Source organism: Rossellomorea sp. NPDC071047 (assembly GCF_050270195.1).
In the GTDB taxonomy this organism is placed as follows: domain Bacteria; phylum Bacillota; class Bacilli; order Bacillales; family Bacillaceae_B; genus Rossellomorea.
Map to the genome: position 1 here is coordinate 471522 of NZ_JBNNJT010000001.1, position 17672 is coordinate 489193.

General features: G+C 41.0%; 20 protein-coding genes. 19 read left to right on the forward strand and 1 reads right to left on the reverse strand.

The annotated features are described in order from the left end of the window. Positions 1-67 precede the first annotated feature (67 nt). From ACQKFO_RS02405 to ACQKFO_RS02485, 17 genes are all read left to right on the forward strand, one after another. Positions 68-841 carry a CheR family methyltransferase gene (locus ACQKFO_RS02405; RefSeq protein ID WP_427596687.1) on the forward strand — a complete coding sequence of 258 codons (774 nt, stop codon included), beginning with the start codon at positions 68-70 and terminating at the stop codon, positions 839-841. A gap of 212 nt (positions 842-1053) precedes the next feature. After that, the gene (aroC, locus tag ACQKFO_RS02410) at positions 1054-2226 is read left to right on the forward strand and encodes a chorismate synthase (protein ID WP_427596688.1); all 1173 of its coding nucleotides are present in this window, start codon (positions 1054-1056) and stop codon (positions 2224-2226) included. A 3-nt stretch (positions 2227-2229) separates the two neighbouring features. Further along, the gene (gene aroB / locus ACQKFO_RS02415; RefSeq protein ID WP_427596690.1) at positions 2230-3315 is read left to right on the forward strand and encodes a 3-dehydroquinate synthase; all 1086 of its coding nucleotides are present in this window, start codon (positions 2230-2232) and stop codon (positions 3313-3315) included. A gap of 70 nt (positions 3316-3385) precedes the next feature. Then, positions 3386-3775 (forward strand): chorismate mutase, encoded by a 390-nt coding sequence (gene aroH / locus ACQKFO_RS02420; protein ID WP_427596692.1) that lies wholly within the window; start codon positions 3386-3388, stop codon positions 3773-3775. A 13-nt stretch (positions 3776-3788) separates the two neighbouring features. Next, entirely contained in the window at positions 3789-4889 is a 1101-nt protein-coding gene (hisC, locus tag ACQKFO_RS02425; RefSeq protein WP_427596693.1) for a histidinol-phosphate transaminase, read from the forward strand. 77 nt (positions 4890-4966) lie between these two features. Further along, positions 4967-6070 carry a prephenate dehydrogenase gene (locus ACQKFO_RS02430; protein WP_427596694.1) on the forward strand — a complete coding sequence of 368 codons (1104 nt, stop codon included), beginning with the start codon at positions 4967-4969 and terminating at the stop codon, positions 6068-6070. Between the two features lie 12 nt (positions 6071-6082). Then, entirely contained in the window at positions 6083-7375 is a 1293-nt protein-coding gene (gene aroA / locus ACQKFO_RS02435) for a 3-phosphoshikimate 1-carboxyvinyltransferase (RefSeq protein WP_427596696.1), read from the forward strand. Positions 7376-7504: 129 nt separating this feature from the next. After that, positions 7505-8404, forward strand: coding sequence for a hypothetical protein (locus ACQKFO_RS02440; RefSeq protein WP_427596697.1), 900 nt, complete (start codon positions 7505-7507; stop codon positions 8402-8404). Positions 8405-8439: 35 nt separating this feature from the next. Then, entirely contained in the window at positions 8440-9699 is a 1260-nt protein-coding gene (locus tag ACQKFO_RS02445; RefSeq protein WP_427596698.1) for a tetratricopeptide repeat protein, read from the forward strand. Between the two features lie 140 nt (positions 9700-9839). Beyond that, entirely contained in the window at positions 9840-10379 is a 540-nt protein-coding gene (locus ACQKFO_RS02450) for a ReoY family proteolytic degradation factor (protein ID WP_044336344.1), read from the forward strand. A 174-nt stretch (positions 10380-10553) separates the two neighbouring features. Further along, entirely contained in the window at positions 10554-11018 is a 465-nt protein-coding gene (locus tag ACQKFO_RS02455; protein WP_427596699.1) for a YpiF family protein, read from the forward strand. Positions 11019-11158: 140 nt separating this feature from the next. Next, positions 11159-11668, forward strand: a complete 510-nt coding sequence (locus tag ACQKFO_RS02460) for a ubiquinol-cytochrome c reductase iron-sulfur subunit (protein WP_044336348.1) — start codon at positions 11159-11161, stop codon at positions 11666-11668. A 13-nt stretch (positions 11669-11681) separates the two neighbouring features. After that, positions 11682-12356, forward strand: coding sequence for a menaquinol-cytochrome c reductase cytochrome b subunit (gene qcrB / locus ACQKFO_RS02465; protein ID WP_044336350.1), 675 nt, complete (start codon positions 11682-11684; stop codon positions 12354-12356). Positions 12357-12404: 48 nt separating this feature from the next. Further along, positions 12405-13175: a menaquinol-cytochrome c reductase cytochrome b/c subunit gene (locus ACQKFO_RS02470; protein WP_113970697.1), complete on the forward strand. Its 771-nt coding sequence runs from the start codon at positions 12405-12407 to the stop codon at positions 13173-13175. A 63-nt stretch (positions 13176-13238) separates the two neighbouring features. After that, on the forward strand, positions 13239-13835 hold the full coding sequence (locus tag ACQKFO_RS02475; RefSeq protein WP_427596700.1) for a DUF1405 domain-containing protein: 597 nt from the start codon (positions 13239-13241) through the stop codon (positions 13833-13835). 66 nt (positions 13836-13901) lie between these two features. Beyond that, positions 13902-14693 carry a sporulation protein YpjB gene (gene ypjB, locus ACQKFO_RS02480; RefSeq protein ID WP_427596701.1) on the forward strand — a complete coding sequence of 264 codons (792 nt, stop codon included), beginning with the start codon at positions 13902-13904 and terminating at the stop codon, positions 14691-14693. A 59-nt stretch (positions 14694-14752) separates the two neighbouring features. Further along, the gene (locus tag ACQKFO_RS02485; protein WP_427596702.1) at positions 14753-15433 is read left to right on the forward strand and encodes a zinc metallopeptidase; all 681 of its coding nucleotides are present in this window, start codon (positions 14753-14755) and stop codon (positions 15431-15433) included. Between the two features lie 85 nt (positions 15434-15518). On the opposite strand, the gene ACQKFO_RS02490 is transcribed toward ACQKFO_RS02485, so the two are convergent. Next, positions 15519-16388 carry a YitT family protein gene (locus ACQKFO_RS02490; protein WP_427596703.1) on the reverse strand — a complete coding sequence of 290 codons (870 nt, stop codon included), beginning with the start codon at positions 16386-16388 and terminating at the stop codon, positions 15519-15521. A 101-nt stretch (positions 16389-16489) separates the two neighbouring features. Here ACQKFO_RS02490 and ACQKFO_RS02495 point away from each other — a divergent pair, with 101 nt between their 5' ends. Next, complete coding sequence (locus ACQKFO_RS02495; protein WP_427596704.1) at positions 16490-16903, forward strand: nucleotide pyrophosphohydrolase; 414 nt, start codon at positions 16490-16492, stop codon at positions 16901-16903. Further along, positions 16890-17660, forward strand: a complete 771-nt coding sequence (gene dapB, locus ACQKFO_RS02500) for a 4-hydroxy-tetrahydrodipicolinate reductase (protein ID WP_427596705.1) — start codon at positions 16890-16892, stop codon at positions 17658-17660. The genes ACQKFO_RS02495 and dapB overlap by 14 nt, the downstream gene beginning before the upstream one ends. Positions 17661-17672 lie beyond the last annotated feature (12 nt).

The following is a 17672-nucleotide window of genomic DNA, read 5'->3' on the forward strand; positions in this document are numbered from 1 at the left end:
TCTGAATGACGTTCGATATAATACATATAGTCTTATACCTTTAATGTAGCAAAGTGAGTGGGTCCTTATGTCAATTGATTATCTTGAATTTATCCAAGGGATAAAAAGAAAAACGGGTATCGATCTTTCCCTTTACAAAGAAGCTCAAATGAAAAGGAGATTAACGGCCCTGTATGAAAAAAAAGGCTGCGGGAGTTTTCAGGAGTTTTTCAGTAAGCTGAACCGAGACACGGAAGAAATGGAAGAGTTTCTTGATCGAATGACGATCAATGTTTCAGAATTTTATCGAAACTACAAACGGTGGGAAGTTCTAGAGACTAAAATTCTTCCCAGACTTCTACAGGAAAACAAATCATTTAAAGTTTGGAGTGCAGCTTGTTCTACGGGGGAAGAGCCGTATACGATAGCCATGATGCTGTCGGAACACATGACTCTTTCAGGTCGGACCATCACCGCGACTGATATCGATAAAAATGCCATTCAACGTGCAAGGAATGGTCTCTACCCTGAACGATCGCTGAATGAGGTCCCCTCTGTAATGAAATCCCGTTATTTCACACAGGAAGGCGCCTTGTTCAAATTGAATGAAGAGATCAGGAGGAACGTGACTTTCAAGCAGCAGAACCTGCTGTCGGACCCTTTTGAGGGGAATTACGACTTGATTGTTTGCAGAAATGTGTTAATTTATTTCACGGAAGAAGCGAAAAACCTATTGTATAAAAAATTCAATGCTTCACTGAGGCCCGGCGGAGTGCTTTTTGTCGGGAGTACCGAACAAATCTTCAACCCATCCCAATACGGGTTCGAGACAGAAGACACATTCTTCTATAAAAAAATTTAAAATTTACGATGTCGATCCTACATTTACTGGACGGCTGTACGCTTGCTTTTTTGTAACGTTACAGTTTAAAAGTCAAATATGTTGGGTTACATCGTTTTTTTCTATGTAAGAGAGGTTTTTAGAAAATTTTTTAAACTTAAGGGCTAGGAAATGATCTGAATTCTATGTTATATTGGTACATAATTCTTTAACGAGTTGAAGGGGGAAAGTAAATGAGGTACTTAACATCTGGAGAATCACATGGACCACAATTAACGACCATCATTGAAGGGCTGCCTGCAGGAATGCCTTTAGAAGCTATGGACATCAATGATAACCTGGCAAGAAGGCAAAAAGGATATGGGCGTGGCCGGAGGATGCAAATCGAGAAAGATCAGGCATCGATCGTTGGAGGAGTGAGACATGGATATACTCTGGGATCTCCTTTAGGACTGGTTGTGGAGAATAGAGACTGGACTCACTGGACGAAAGTGATGGGCATCGAACCTCTGGAGCCTGGAGAAGAAGAAGAGGTAAAGAGAAAGATTTCTAGGCCAAGACCAGGACATGCTGACCTTGTAGGTGGTATGAAATATGGACACAGGGATCTGAGGAATGTATTGGAAAGGTCATCAGCAAGAGAAACCACTGTAAGAGTGGCTGCAGGTGCCGTTGCGAAGAAGTTACTAAAGTTGTTAGGTATCGAGGTTGTAGGTCATGTTCTTGAAATTGGTGGAATTAAAGCAGAGCACCTACACTATGATTCTATAAATGAACTTAGAGATATAACAGAAGATTCTCCGGTCCGTTGCCTGGATAAAGAAGCTGCACAGAAAATGATGGACTTAATAGATGAAGCTAAGAAAAATGGAGATTCCATTGGTGGTGTGGTTGAAGTCATCGTTGAAGGGATGCCTTCAGGAGTCGGTAGCTATGTTCATTATGACCGTAAGCTTGATGCGAAGATTGCCATGGCTGTCATGAGTATTAATGCATTCAAAGGGGTCGAATTCGGCTTAGGATTTGAAATGGCGCGAAAACCGGGCAGTGAAGTTCACGATGAAATTGCCTGGAGTGAAGAACAGGGTTATTACCGTAAAACAAATCGTTTAGGCGGCTTTGAAGGCGGTATGACGACAGGAATGCCCATTCGGGTTAAAGGGGTCATGAAGCCTATCCCCACCCTATATAAACCATTACAAAGTGTGGATATCGAAACAAAGGAACCGTTCAAAGCAAGTATTGAGAGATCCGATAGCTGTGCCGTACCAGCTGCGAGCGTAGTGGCAGAGGCCGTAGTTGCGTGGGAGCTTGCTTCTGCTATCGTGGAACAATTTCATAGTGATCAATTCGATAAGCTCCATGAAGATATCAATAGACAACGTCAAGAGTCCAGGGAGTATTAATGAATGAAAACGATAACCATTCAAACTGCTTCCAAAACGTATGATGTGAAAATTGGAGTGGAAATGACGAATGAAATTGTTTCGTTTATAAAAAAGACCTTTCCGCAAGTATCTAAATTGTGGATCATCGCGGACAAAGAGGTCTTCAACCTTCATGGAACAGCTTTTTCAGAGATTTTAAGTCGCTCATATGACGTAACGACTTATCTGGCCCCTAAAGGAGAACAGGCAAAAAGTTTCGCTATTTATGAAGATGCCATCACCCAAGGTCTTGCAAACCATGTCGATCGCAGAGCCCTGGTGATAGCCTTCGGAGGCGGAGCCATCGGAGATCTTGCAGGTTTCGTCGCTTCCACCTATATGCGGGGGATCCCCTTCATAGGTGTCCCTACAACGATACTCGCACATGATAGTGCCGTTGGGGGAAAGGTAGCGATTAACCACCCCCTCGGCAAAAACATGGTAGGCCAATTTTATCAGCCTGAAGGTGTGTTTTTTGATTTGGATTATATGACGACTTTACCGAAAACGGAAGTTCTATCCGGATTCTCAGAAGTGATCAAGCACGCCTTTCTATCCAATCGAGCTTTTTTACAGGAGTTGATGGAAAATTTTCATTCCCCGGAACAGTTGGATCCTGTATTTCTAACGGATTGTCTGATGAAAGGGATCCGTGTTAAAGGAAATATAGTTGCTAAGGACGAGAGAGAATCGCATATCCGAGCGTTTTTAAATTTTGGCCATACGTATGGCCACGCCGTTGAAAGTGCCAGTGGATACGGAAATCGAACTCATGGTGAATCGGTGATGATCGGGATGATTTTTGCTCTCTATCTTAGTGAACAATACTGCGAACTTGCATTTGATTTACAAGGATTTATTGATTGGGTCGCTTCACTTGGGTACAATCTGAACATTCCATCTCATATCACTTTTGACAATTTATATGAAGGAATGAAACTTGATAAGAAATCCCAACATGGAAATCCTGTTTTTGTGTTATTGAAGGATATTGGGAAACCATTGATGAAGAAAGTATCTGTTGAGGACTTAAGACGGGCAGATCAATTTATTCGAGAGTTAAATTAGAAATCTGGTCTTAATGAATCACGTAAGTAAAAATAGAGCTCATTAGCCGGAGTAAAGGGAGAGTGGAAGAATGATCAGGGGAGTTCGAGGCGCCACTACAACGGATTATGACAATGAAAAGGAAGTTCTCCTTTCAACTGAAAGTCTCTTAAGGGAAATGATTTTACATAATGATATTATGGCAGAGGATGTTGCATCTGTATTTATTTCTGCCACCAGTGACATCAGGAGTGTATTTCCGGCAAAAGCTTTAAGAAGGATTGAAGAGTGGAAATATGTTCCTGTCATGTGCATGCAGGAGTTGGATCTCCCTGGTGCATTGCCGAATTGTATTAGAGTGATGATTCATTTAAATACAACTACACCTCAGAAAGACATCCAACATATCTATATGAAAAATGCAGTCAGCCTACGTCCTGACTTGAAGGATACCGCGTCTATTTCGAATGAAAACGATTGAAAGGAAGGTAAGCATGAAGTGGAGATCTCAGATTCAAAATCTTAAAGCATACCAGCCGGGGAAAACGATGGATGATGTGAAAGAACTATTCAATCTCGACAAGGTAGTGAAGCTTGCTTCGAATGAAAATCCATTCGGCTGTTCAAAGAACGTTGAAATCTTTTTCAAGACCAACGCGGTTTCACATGCGATTTATCCCGACGGTTATGCAAAGGAACTGCGAATGAAGGTGGCAGAGCAGCTATCTGTTGATCCTGGGCAGTTACTTTTCGGGAATGGATCAGATGAAGTGATTCAGATGATTTCAAGAGCATTACTAGATCGTGATAAGAGCACGGTTATGGCTACGCCGACTTTCCCTCAGTATAAACATAATGCCATTGTTGAAGGAGCAGAAATAAGAGAAGTTCCCCTTGACTCAGCTGGTAGACATCAATTAACCAAGATGCTTGCTGAAATTGATGAAACGACCTCTGTCGTTTGGCTTTGCTCACCGAATAACCCAACTGGGGAATATATTCGCAGTGAGGAACTCATCTCCTTCCTGGATGCTGTTCCTGCGCATGTATTAGTCGTATTGGATGAAGCTTATTATGAATATGTGGTGGCAGGAGACTACTATAATTCATTGGAATTATTAAAATCATACCCTCAATTATTGATCACACGCACTTTTTCCAAGGCATACGGATTAGCGGGCTTTAGAGTAGGGTTTGGAATTGCAAATGAAGATGTGATAAGAAAATTAGAACCAATCCGGGAACCGTTCAATAATAATGCTTTAGGGCAGGGAGCCGCATCGGCAGCCGTCGAAGACCAGAAGTTTATAAGAGAATGCAGGGAGCATAATCGTAAAGGACTGGAGCAGTATTACCAATTCTGCAAGGAACACGGCCTGCATTATATACCATCACAAGCAAACTTCGTGTTAATCGATTTCGGTGTCAGCGGTGATGATGTGTTTCAATTCTTGATGAGTAAGGGATTCATTGTACGATCCGGAGAGGCTCTGGGATATCCTCATTCTGTTCGGGTAACGGTAGGCTCTTATGAACAAAATGAAGAGGTTATTGAGAAAATGAAGGAATTTCTAGTCCTTCAAAAACAAGTGTGAAAAGGAATGGATGGTCGGAACGGCTCTGGAATGTGAGCCCATTCCGACTTTTTTCAAATCAACTGAGGGGGGCAATCATGAAAGGAACAGTATTGGTCATCGGGATGGGATTAATCGGAGGTTCATTGGCACTCTGTATAAAGAACGAACACCCCGATGCTACAATCATTGGACATGATATCAACCATAAAGAGTTAAGATTGGCGAGATCACTCGGAATTATCGATGAAATGTCACTTTCTTTACAATCTGCTGCTGAAAGAGCGGATCTCATCATCATTTCCACACCAGTCTTTCAAACAGAAAAGATTATTACGCAGTTTCAATCATTCGCTTTAAAAGAAACAGTGATAATCACCGATACGGGGAGCACAAAAGAACAAATTATGAAGTGTTCCGAGGAACTGACTGCTAAAGGGATTCAGTTCATTGGTGGTCACCCGATGGCAGGTTCTCACAAAAGCGGTGTAGCAGCAGCTAAAAAAATCTTATTTGAAAATGCTTTCTATATGCTGACTCCAGGTTCTGGTGCTACTGGTCAAAAAGTAGAAGAACTTCAGGGATGGCTGAAAGGAACGCATGCCAAATTTCTGATCGTCGAACCCAGGGAGCACGATGAATTAACGGGTACGATCAGTCATTTTCCACATATTGTAGCGGCATCTCTTGTTCATCAAGCGAAAGAATCATCTGTACAGCATCCTTATTTGCGGAGGCTCGCTGCTGGAGGGTTCCGTGATATCACACGGATTGCCTCTTCCAACCCGACGATGTGGAAGGATATCACGCTTCAGAACAGAGCTGTTTTGCTTTCACTTCTCAGACAGTGGAAATCAGAAATGGATGAAGTCATCACCATAATTGAAGAGAAGGACTCACAGGGAATCTTTGATTACTTCACAGAAGCGAAAACTTTTCGCGATGATCTTCCAATCCTGGAAAAAGGGGCCATTCCTTCGTTCTATGACTTATTTGTTGATGTTCCTGATTATCCAGGGGTGATTTCTGAAGTTACTGCTTACCTTGCCGGGGAAAACATAAGTTTAACAAACATAAGGATCCTGGAAACGAGAGAAGATATTTACGGAGTATTAGTCATCAGCTTTCAAACACTCGAAGATCGGGAAAGAGCTTTGAACTGCTTAAAAGAAAATACGGATTATGAATTATTCTTAGGGTAAAGGGTGATAAGGATGGAAGGAAAAAAGAAATTAATAAACCCCCAAAAAGGTCTTAATGGAGAACTGCATGTTCCCGGGGATAAATCGATCTCTCACCGGGCTGTTATGTTTGGTTCGGTTGCGGAAGGGAAAACCGTTATACATAATTTTCTTATGGGAGAAGATTGTTTAAGCACAATCGAATGCTTCCGTAAGTTAGGTGTTGATATCCAAGTAAGTGATGGGGAAGTGATTGTTTCAGGGGAAGGCTGGAATCACTTAAAAGAACCAAAGGAAATACTCGATGTTGGTAATTCGGGTACCACTACGCGTCTTATTATGGGGATATTGGCAGGGAGACCTTTTCATTCAATCCTAATTGGAGATGACTCGATTGCTAAACGCCCAATGAAAAGAGTGACAGAACCATTAAAAAAGTTCGGGACTAAAATAGACGGTCGTTCAGAAGGCAACTATACTCCTTTATCAATCCGCGGGGGTGACCTCAAAGGAATTACATACACCTTGCCTGTAGCGAGTGCACAGGTGAAGTCTGCTCTCTTGTTGGCAGGACTTCAGGCAGAAGGTACAACTGAGATTCAAGAACCTGAAAAGACAAGAAACCATACTGAAAAAATGATTATCGAATTTGGTGGCCATATTGAAAGACATGGAGATACGATTAAGGTAAAGGGCAGTCAGGTGTTAAAAGGAACTGAAGTCTATGTCCCCGGGGATATTTCTTCAGCAGCTTTCTTTATGGTAGCCGCTGCGATTGTGCCGGATAGTAGAGTGCTCCTGAAAAATGTCGGTCTTAATGAAACCCGTGTAGGGATTGTTGAAGTGATGAAGAAGATGGGGGCATCCATTGAAATAATGGAGAGTTCAAAAAGTGGAGAGCCGATAGGGGACATACTGGTGGAATCTTCAGACCTTACGGGAATAGAAATTGGCGGGGACTTGATCCCGTCGTTAATTGATGAAATTCCTGTTATTGCCCTGTTGGCTTCCCAGGCAAAGGGAAAGACCATAATTAAGGATGCACAAGAGTTAAAGGTTAAGGAAACAAATCGAATCGATGCCATCGTACAAGAGCTTGGAAATCTTGGTGCTGATATTCAAGGAACTGAGGACGGTATGATCATTGAAGGAAAAACGCCATTACACGGTGGTGAAGTTCATTCCTGGGGAGATCATCGGATTGGAATGACACTGGCTGTAGCTTCTTTAATAACAGATTCTGACGTCTATCTTGAAGATGCGGGTGCAGTGAACATTTCGTATCCAACTTTCTTTGAGCATATAAACAAACTTTTACAGAAATAATGTACGAGAATCGTTTTTGGGAGGTGTAGGGACTATGGTTTAGTCCCTACACCTCTCCTTTTATATGAATGCATAGCATGATTTCATCCCTTCTTTCATAGCTTGTCTATAAAGGAAGGTGATGGTGATTTGAGTACGTATATTATTGAAAATGCGAATTGGATTAAAGATTCCAAAGTCACTCAAACTTCTTTACTCGTTAAAGACGATAAAATATCGGCCATAAGAGACAGGTTTTCTTATTATCGGTACATGAGGATGGATGTTTCTTCTTTCATGATGACTCCCGGAAACGTAATGTGTGATTTAGAGGTGCCTGAAGGAATTGATTTTCTTTCGATAAAGAATTATTACCTGGATGAATTTATCCACAAAGGTTGTACCACTGTACTGACGGCATTTACTTTAGGGTACGAATACGAATTCTTAGCTAAATTGAATGTACGCAAAACCTCCTTGTTAAATAGTCCTCTTGATTACACGATAGGGTTAAAAACATCTGCAAATCTTATTACTCCTTCAGTCATTCGGTCGTGTAAAAGACATAAGGTTCCTGTTATATGGATTGACATTGATGAAATAGATCTGTTCGAGGAAATTCGCTGGGGATGGATCAAAGGGTATTTATATGATTACCCTATTACTTTTGTCCCTTTTTTTACGACAAACATAGACAAAAAAACAAAAATAAAGCATCTTAAAATATGGCAAAATACGATGGAAAACGAGAAAATTCCTCATCTTTCAAATGAAATCCCGCAAAAAGAACCAATGAGACTAAAAGAACTGAAGAAAATTGGAATATATCCCCTTAGAGGAAATTTTTTGGTGGGTGGAGAAATAAGTTATAACCTCTATATGAATTTCGAAGTTGAGACGGATGCTGAGCCCTCTGCATTTAAAACTGACCAACATGTGCTAAAATGTACAATGAATAAAGGAAAGTGTTATTACTTGAATAATAAAGGCTATTACTATCCTGGTGCTGGTGAAGAACTAGTCATTCAAACACCGGGGTACTTTATTTAAAGATTATTTAGCTTTTTTATAGAAAGGGATTGACCATGTCATACGCTGAACGAATGTTATCTTCATTAGAAGAAGGGAAATTGGACGAAGCAAAGAAACAGTATAAGCAAGCATTGAAGTTTGGAAGTCATGAAGAAAAATTCAGCCTGGCTGAAGAATTACACCATTTAGGTTTTCTGGAGGAAGCAAAAGAGTTGTATGAAAATCTCCTGGAGTATTACCCGGGTGAGGGAGAACTCCTAATCGAGCTCGCAGAAGTGCTGGTGGAAATGGATAATGAAGAAGAAGCGATAGACAAACTCGCAGAATTGGATGAAGAAGATCCGACTTATCCAAGAGCTTTGCTTCTTTTGGCAGATTTGTATCAAATGCAAGGTTTATTTGAAGTAAGTGAGCAGAAGCTTTTACAAGCCAAGAAATTGTTACCCGATGAGCCTGTCATTGATTTCGGTCTGGGGGAGTTATATTCTGAAACAGGCAGGTTCCTGGAGGCTATAAGGCATTATCATGCCCTCATTCAGAGAGGCACGACTGAGCTGGGTGGAACCAATGTTCATCAAAGGTTAGCCGAAGCTTATAGTGTAGGGGGAGCCTTTGAAGAAGCATTGACACATTACGAAAAGGCTCTTGAAGATCACCTGGAAATCAATACACTATTCGGATATGCCGTTACTGCATATCAGGCTGGATTCTATGAAAAAGCCATTGAAAAGCTTATTTCGGTTAAAGAGCTGGATCCGGAATATCATTCGGTGTATTTATTATTAGCGAGGTCCTATGAACATGAAGAAAAGCTGCAGGAAAGCCTGGAAACCATTCAAGAGGGCGTAAGTCAGGATGAATACAACAAGGAGCTGAATTTGTTTGGTGGGAAAATTTCCTTAAAGCTTGGGCTGGAAAAAGAGGCAGAGACATTTTTCAGGGAAGCTTTAGCCTTAGATCCAGGTTATGTCGAAGCAGCTTTAGTCATAAATAAATTGTTCTTTACGCAAGATCGATTTGAGGATGTATTGGAGATCGCCCAGATGCTTAAGGTTGAAGGGGAAGAAGAGCCTCAAATCAACTGGGATCTTGCAAAGGCCTATGAGGGGCTTGAACAATTTAATCATGCATTAAAACAATACCGTATTGCATATACTTACTTTAAGAATCATCAAGAGTTTTTACTAGAGTACGGACAATTTCTAGTAGAAGAAGGACTCAGAGGTGAAGCGGTAGAAGTATATAAACACCTGATTGAAATGGATCCTTCAAATGACGAGTGGCAGGACCTGATTGAAAGATTACAAGACTAAACGAAACGACGTCGGTGGTACAAAGGGATTTGGCTGGTGTGTAAACATGAGATCACCTTAGAGTTGCTAACGTTTTTAAACTGTATGTCAAAAGGAAAACGGACCTAAACTAAAAAAGATTCTGCAGAGGAGGGAAAACCATGACCACCCCTGTTTCTGTCAACGAGAAGAAAGAATTTATTCGCTGGTTTTTAAACCGATATCAATTAAAAAGAAGAGAATGTGTGTGGATACTGAATTACCTCATGAGTCATGATCAATTAATGAAAAAAGTCCATTTTGTTGAAGAATCTCAGTACTGTCCAAGAGGTCTTGTGATGTCCACACATTGTGTTGAGGATGTGCCATTCCGATTCTATAAAGAGAACATCATGACAACTGATGCGGAGAAGTCATTTCACGATATTCGTTTAAATAAGGACGAAGATATTTATATTCAATTGAACTTCAGTAAGGCAAATTCAAGTTATCAATTTGCAGCAGTACTTGAAGAAAACCCATTTATGCCGAAGTATCTTTTGATTAATGAAAAAGACAGGATTGTTGCCGAACAATTCCTCAAAGACAGTTTGCAAACCTTTCAACGTGATCGATTGCTAAAGGCCATAGATCAGGCTCTTGATACCGGTGATGAAAAATCCTTCAAGAAATTAACCAAAGAATTGAATAGCTTAAGCTAAAAGCTCGAATGAAGAGAAAGGTACATCTCTTCATTCGAGCTTTTTTTGCAGGTTCAGATAAATAGGAAGAAGGTTTATGGGGCATACTATTAAAAAAGTGAAATCGCTTTTAAACGAGTGTTATAAAGTGATATGATGGGAAGTGAAAATGAAAGAAGAAACGAGGGTTTTACAATGAATTGGAACGTTAAAGATATTGAAGTCTTTGAATCTGAAAAAGAATACATAGATACTGCCGTCATTCCGATTGTTCCTGTTGATTTCCTAAAGGATATCAAGACGTCCGCAGCACAATACGAATTCATCACGCTGCTTACCTTTCACCTTGAAAGACAATTTAAAGGCAGGATGATCATGACACCTCCATTTACGTATACTATGTCTGCTTCCAGAGAAAATGAGGTTTCAAGATTAACCCAGTGGGCCGAAGAATTAAGTGCCAGCGGAGTGAAGCATACGTTCTTTCTTACATCGGACAGCGAATGGAAAACGGTAGAGGGGAAGTTGCATGACCGATTGATTTGGGTGCCCTCTATACCGCTTGAGCATTTAGATGAACAGTACAAACATTCCATCATGGAAGATCAAGTGAAACAGCTCTTAAATGTGATTGTACAAAAATGGCAAAAAAATTCATAAAAACTTCACATTGTGTCCATCATTTAGATTAGAGAGTTATTGACCTTGTATAGAGTTTAATATATCATAGTTATGTCCTAGTTTTATATTTGTGCGAAATATGTCCGATGGACTTACCTTACGATAGAGGGGGGAAAAGGATGAGCAAACATCGTGTATCTAGACGTCAATTCCTTAACTATACACTTACGGGTGTAGGCGGTTTCATGGCGGCAGGAATGTTAATGCCGATGGTTCGATTTGCTGTAGATCCAGTATTAAAAACTTCAGCTGCTGGAGAATTTAAAGCGACAAAGCAAAAAGTTTCAGAGTTAACAAATGAACCAGTACGTGTCGATTTCTCTTATGAACAAAAAGATGCGTGGTACACATCAGAAGTAACACAAACTGCATGGGTTTATAAGAACAAAGAGGGGAATGTTGTTGCTCTTTCACCAGTATGTAAGCATCTTGGATGTACTGTTAACTGGGCGGGCGACAAGAGTAACCCAAACAAGTTCTATTGCCCTTGTCATGGTGGTCTCTATGAGAAAAACGGGAAAAATGTTCCTGGTACACCACCGACAGCACCGTTGGATGTATATCCAACAAAAGAAAAAGACGGTATTTTATACCTTGGACAACCTGAACCAAATAAATATGTTAAGTAAGGGGGCGTAATCTGTGCTGAACAAAATCTATGATTGGGTTGACGAGCGTTTGGACATTACGCCTTTGTGGCGCGATATTGCGGATCACGAAGTACCTGAACATGTAAACCCGGCGCATCACTTTTCAGCGTTTGTTTACTGCTTTGGTGGATTAACATTCTTCGTTACCGTAATTCAAATTTTATCTGGAATGTTCCTGACAATGTACTATGTTCCAGATATTAAAAACGCTTGGGAATCTGTGTATTACCTGCAAAATGAAGTTGCATTTGGACAAATTGTCCGTGGAATGCATCACTGGGGAGCTAGTTTGGTTATCGTAATGATGTTCTTACATACACTACGTGTCTTCTTCCAAGGTGCATACAAAAAACCTCGTGAATTGAACTGGGTTGTTGGAGTACTTATTTTCTTCGTAATGTTAGGACTTGGTTTCACTGGTTACTTATTACCGTGGGATATGAAAGCGCTATTCGCTACGAAGGTTGGTATTGAAATCGCAGCTGCTACACCGTTTATCGGTGAGCAAGTGAAGATCTTACTCGCTGGGGATTCTTCTATCATTGGTGCACAAACACTAACGAGATTCTTCGCTATTCATGTATTCTTCCTGCCTGCAGCATTGCTTGGACTAATGGGAGCTCACTTCCTGATGATCCGTAAGCAAGGTATTTCAGGACCACTATAAGATACGAACATAAATTAATAAACCTTAAATTAGAAGGAGGGGGACGCTATGCATCGAGGAAAAGGGATGAAGTTTGTAGGGGACTCACGTGTACCTGCAGACAGAAAGCCGAATATTCCTAAAGATTATTCGGAGTTCCCTGGAAAAACAGAGGCTTTCTGGCCAAACTTCTTACTAAAAGAATGGTTAGTTGGAGCTGTTTTCCTAATCGGTTATCTATGTTTAACGGTTGCTCATCCATCACCGTTAGAGCGTGTTGCCGATCCAACAGATACTGGATATATTCCATTACCTGACTGGTATTTCTTATTCTTATACCAATTACTTAAATACACATATGCATCTGGACCTTATAATGTTATTGGAGCATTCGTTATTCCTGGAATCGCATTTGGAGCGCTTTTACTTGCTCCATTTATCGACGTAGGACCTGAACGTCGCCCAACTAAACGCCCATTTGCAGTAGGATTCATGTTATTGGCACTTGCAGCAACATATTTCTTGACTTGGGAATCAGTTGTGACTCATGACTGGGAAGCAGCGAAAGAACAAGGTAAGATCCAGGCTGAAGTGGATATCGATAAAGAATCTGAAGGATATAAAATCTATGCAGACCAGAAAAATGGTTGTATTAACTGTCATGGTGAAAATCTGCAAGGTGGAGCAGGACCTTCTCTAGTTGCAACCGGCCTCTCACCTGAAGAAGTAGCGGATATAGCTAAAAACGGTAAACCACCAGGCATGCCTGCAGGGTTATTTAAAGGATCAGACGAAGAGCTGGACAAACTGGCTGAATTCATCTCTGGTTTAAAAGAATAAACAATGAAAAAGGGCCGGCTTACGTTGGCTCTTTTTTTCTACTTGAAAGAGAGGATTAAATATATGCTCTGGATCATGTCCATCTTGAAGAATAAAACGTTTATATGGTTGCTTCTCATTGTGAATTTGTTTGGCACTATATACGGTTATATATGGTATATCCATCAACTACGAAATACTCCCTCGCAATTTTTAGTGTTTGTTCCCGACAGCCCGACAGCCAGTCTGTTTTTTTGTTTTGTTCTCATAGCATTTTTACTGAATCGCAATTGGCCATTATTTGAAGTGTTAGCCATTATCACGCTATTTAAATACGGGATATGGGCTGTGGTAATGAACGTTTTGACACTGTGGGTTTCCGGTGATTTACCATGGGAGGGCTATATGCTCATGGCGTCACATGGAGCAATGGCTTTACAAGGGATATTGTATTCTTCCTTTTACCGAGTGAGGATTTGGCACATTATAGTCGGTGCCGTATGGACTGTACATAATGACATCATTGATTACGTATATATGCAGTATCCCGTTTACTCAAGTTTGTATATGTACATACAACATATTGGATACTTCACTTTCTGGTTAAGTATTGTCTCAATCGTTATCGCTTATTTCTTCACACAAAAAACGAAACGCTTAGATATTCAACTTATGCCATAGTCTTTTTTTGGTCTACTCTTGTCCACCCTTTCATAAACTTTACTAGTAGTTTTAGGGGGGACAAGTATGAAATTTATCCAATTCTTTATCGCGCTTTTCTTTTTTCTCATTTTAATACCTCACCCATTAAATGCAGTAGAGTCGACGTCTCCGATGAACGAGCTTGATGAAGTTGCAGACCAGGCCTTGCAAATGACAAAGGCTGGAAGATACGAAGAAGCGAAACATCTATTGGTTTATTTCTCTGATGAATTTGCATCTTTGAGTGCCCAACGGTCTTTTTCAATGGATGAGCTTAGAATTCTCACCATCTCACATAATCTGGCAGTGGAGAGTATCAATCAAACCTCTGCTGACATGGAGCAGAAGGTGAACGCCGTTACAAAGTTCCGCCTTGTGATGGATGCTTTAAGCAGTCAATATCAGCCTTTGTGGGTCGAAATGGAAGACCCGATAATGGAAGCATTTAATGGAGTGAAGTCGGCAGCGGAAAATGGAAATGTAGATGAATACCATACCACATTGAATATGTTTTTATCGAAATATAATATTATTCAACCAAGTATCAAATTAGATATTCCTGTAGAACGGGCTCAAGCGCTGGACGCGAGAATTTCTTACTTGGATCATTACCGGCAAGACGTGTTGGAAAGTACGGAAACCATGACCGAATTAACATCCTTGGAAACTGACCTTGAGAAGCTGTTTGAAAATAAACAAGAGGATGAAGCAGATCCTTCCCTTTGGTGGGTGATCATATCAACCGGCAGTATAATTGTCTCTACATTATCTTATGTAGGTTGGAGAAAATATAAAGGACAAGGGGAATCAAAAAAGTCAGAGCGTCAAAAAAATTGACAGGATCTTTATAGCACTATAAAATTTAGGTATCTAAACATCTGGAGGTTATTGCGATAATGGCAGGATTTTTAATTTACTTTTTACTCATTGCTCTCATTCCAATCGGAGCTCAAATGCGTGTAAAGAGTACGTTTAAGAAATATTCAAGAGTGGCCACCACCTCAGGTATGACCGGCAGGGAGATGGCTAGGAGGATTCTCGACGACAATGGATTACACAACGTGAAGGTCGTGGAAGGCAGAGGGTTTTTAAGTGACCACTACAATCCGATTACCAAAACGGTTGCATTGTCACCTGAAAACTATCACGGACATTCTGTAGCGGGAGCAGCTGTGGCGGCCCATGAAGTCGGACATGCGATTCAAGATGCTGAAAGCTATGCATTTCTACGATTCCGCCATGCGTTGGTCCCAGTTGCGAACATAGGCTCTAATATGTCCTGGATCTTCTTACTGATCGGAATGTTCACTCAAATGACTGGAATGTTCTTGCTTGGAATCATTTTGATGGCAGCGGGGGTAGTGTTCCAATTGATCACCCTTCCTGTAGAATTCAACGCTTCTTCCCGGGCGATGAACCAGATCGTTTCACTTGGTCTGATCCGGAATGAAGAAGAACGACATGCACGGAAAGTGTTGAACGCCGCTGCAATGACATATGTAGCTGCTGCTGCCGTTGCGGTTATTGAATTACTTAGACTTGTATTAATCTTTACTGGGATGAATGGTGACGATTAATTCTAAATAAAGAAGAAGCTGGACTCTAGTTACGGGGCCAGCTTCTTTTTATATAATGAAAATCCATGTAAATGGCGTAAAACCTTTAGTCATGTAAAGGATTCTTGTCTGCGTCTAACGTAAATCCTTCCCCAAGTACGTCATGTACGACGGTGACAGAGACGAATGCATGTGGATCGACGCTTGTGATAATGTTTTTCAGCCGGACGATTTCATTTTTCCCGACTACACAGTAGAGCACTTCCCTGTTTTGTTTCGTGAACGAGCCATGTCCCCTTAACACAGTTACTCCCCGGTCCATTTTTTCATTGATGACACTCGCTATTTCTTCATGGCTGTCGGAAATGATCATAGCTCCTCTGGCTGAGTATGCCCCTTCCTGCATAAAGTCAATGACTCTTGCCGCAACGAATACAGCTACCAGTGTGTACATGGCTTCCCTGTATTCGAGGTACGTGACGAGAGAAGCTCCAATAACGACGGCGTCAAACATAAACATGGTTTTCCCCATGCTCCATCCTATATACTTATGGGCGAGTCGTGCGATGATATCAACGCCACCTGTCGTACCGCCATATCTGAAAATAATCCCCAGTCCAACGCCGATAAAAACCCCTGCAAATAATGCTGCAAGAAACAGATCGCCTTCCAGGTTGATCGTCATTTGATATCTTTGGAAAATCCATAGAAATACAGAGAGGCTGACGGTTCCGAGTACAGTATAGTAAAAAGCTTTCTTTCCGAGAAGCTTCCACCCTAAGAAAAATAGGGGTATATTTAAGGCCAGGTTGGAGTAAGACGGATCAATGTCAAATAAAAAATAAAGGATAAGTGTTATTCCGGTAAATCCGCCTTCAGCCAGTTTATTTTGGATATTAAAATGGACAAGACCAAATGCGAAGATAGCTGACCCCAACAGGATGAATAATATATTTTTATAGCGTAATCCCAACATGTGTGTTTCCCTCCTTCTATTCGTATTATCTCGTTGACAGAGACATTATATAAGAAGAGAAACAAACTGGCAATGAAGAGTTATTAAATCAAACGTAATATTTGTCAAACGGGAAGGATTTAGCTAACATGATAGGAGATACTGAAGGAGTGTGGCTTCTTATGGATAATAAAAAAACGATGGATCAATTACAAAAAGAAGTAGACCAATACATAAGTCAATTTAAAGAAGGATATTTCAGTCCATTGGCAATGGTAGCGAGGCTCACGGAGGAGCTTGGCGAACTGGCCAGAGAAGTGAATCATTATCATGGAGAAAAACCAAAGAAGAATTCAGAGGAAGAAAAGACGATTGAGGAGGAGCTCGGTGATTTATTGTTTGTGGTCATCTGTTTGGCAAACTCCCTGGATATCAGCCTGGAAGAGGCCCACGATCGTGTGATGCATAAATTTAATACAAGAGATAAAGATCGCTGGACAAGAATTGAAAGTAGGGATGAAGATGGAGCAAATTAACGTCACTATTGCTGGACCAAGAGGAAGAATGGGGAAAGAAGCGGTTCAGTTAGTTAAGGATACTGAACATTTTACGCTTATTAGTGTGATTGATTATAAGAAGGAAATAGATATAGATGTACCGGTGTACGCGGATATTGCATCATGCTTTCAAGATCGAACCCCGGATGTGCTTATCGATTTAACAACTCCGGAAGTGGGTTATCACCATACGAAAACCGCCCTTGAATACGGTGTTAGACCGGTTGTGGGAACGACAGGTTTCTCTACGGATGAATTAAAGGAACTCAAGACCCTTGCAGAATCAAAGTCATTGGGATGTATCATTGCTCCCAATTTTGCGATTGGTGCAGTGCTCATGATGAAATTTTCCCAGATGGCAGCTAAGTATTTTAATGATGTCGAGATCATTGAATTACATCACGATCGAAAACTGGATGCACCTTCGGGGACTGCCGTTAAGACAGCCGAAATGATCAGGGAAGTGAGAGAATCGAAGCAGCAGGGGCATCCCGATGAAAAGGAAACGCATCCTGGCGCAAGGGGGGCGAATGTTGATGGCATGCATATCCATAGTGTCCGCCTGCCGGGATTAATTGCTCATCAACAGGTGATGTTAGGAGCGGAAGGACAGACATTAACAATTCGTCATGACTCTTTTAACCGGGGAAGCTTCATGTCAGGAGTGAAAGTTTCCGTTGATACGGTCATGAAGCTGGATACACTTGTGTACGGCCTTGAAAATATTCTGGATTAAAGGGTGAGTGTT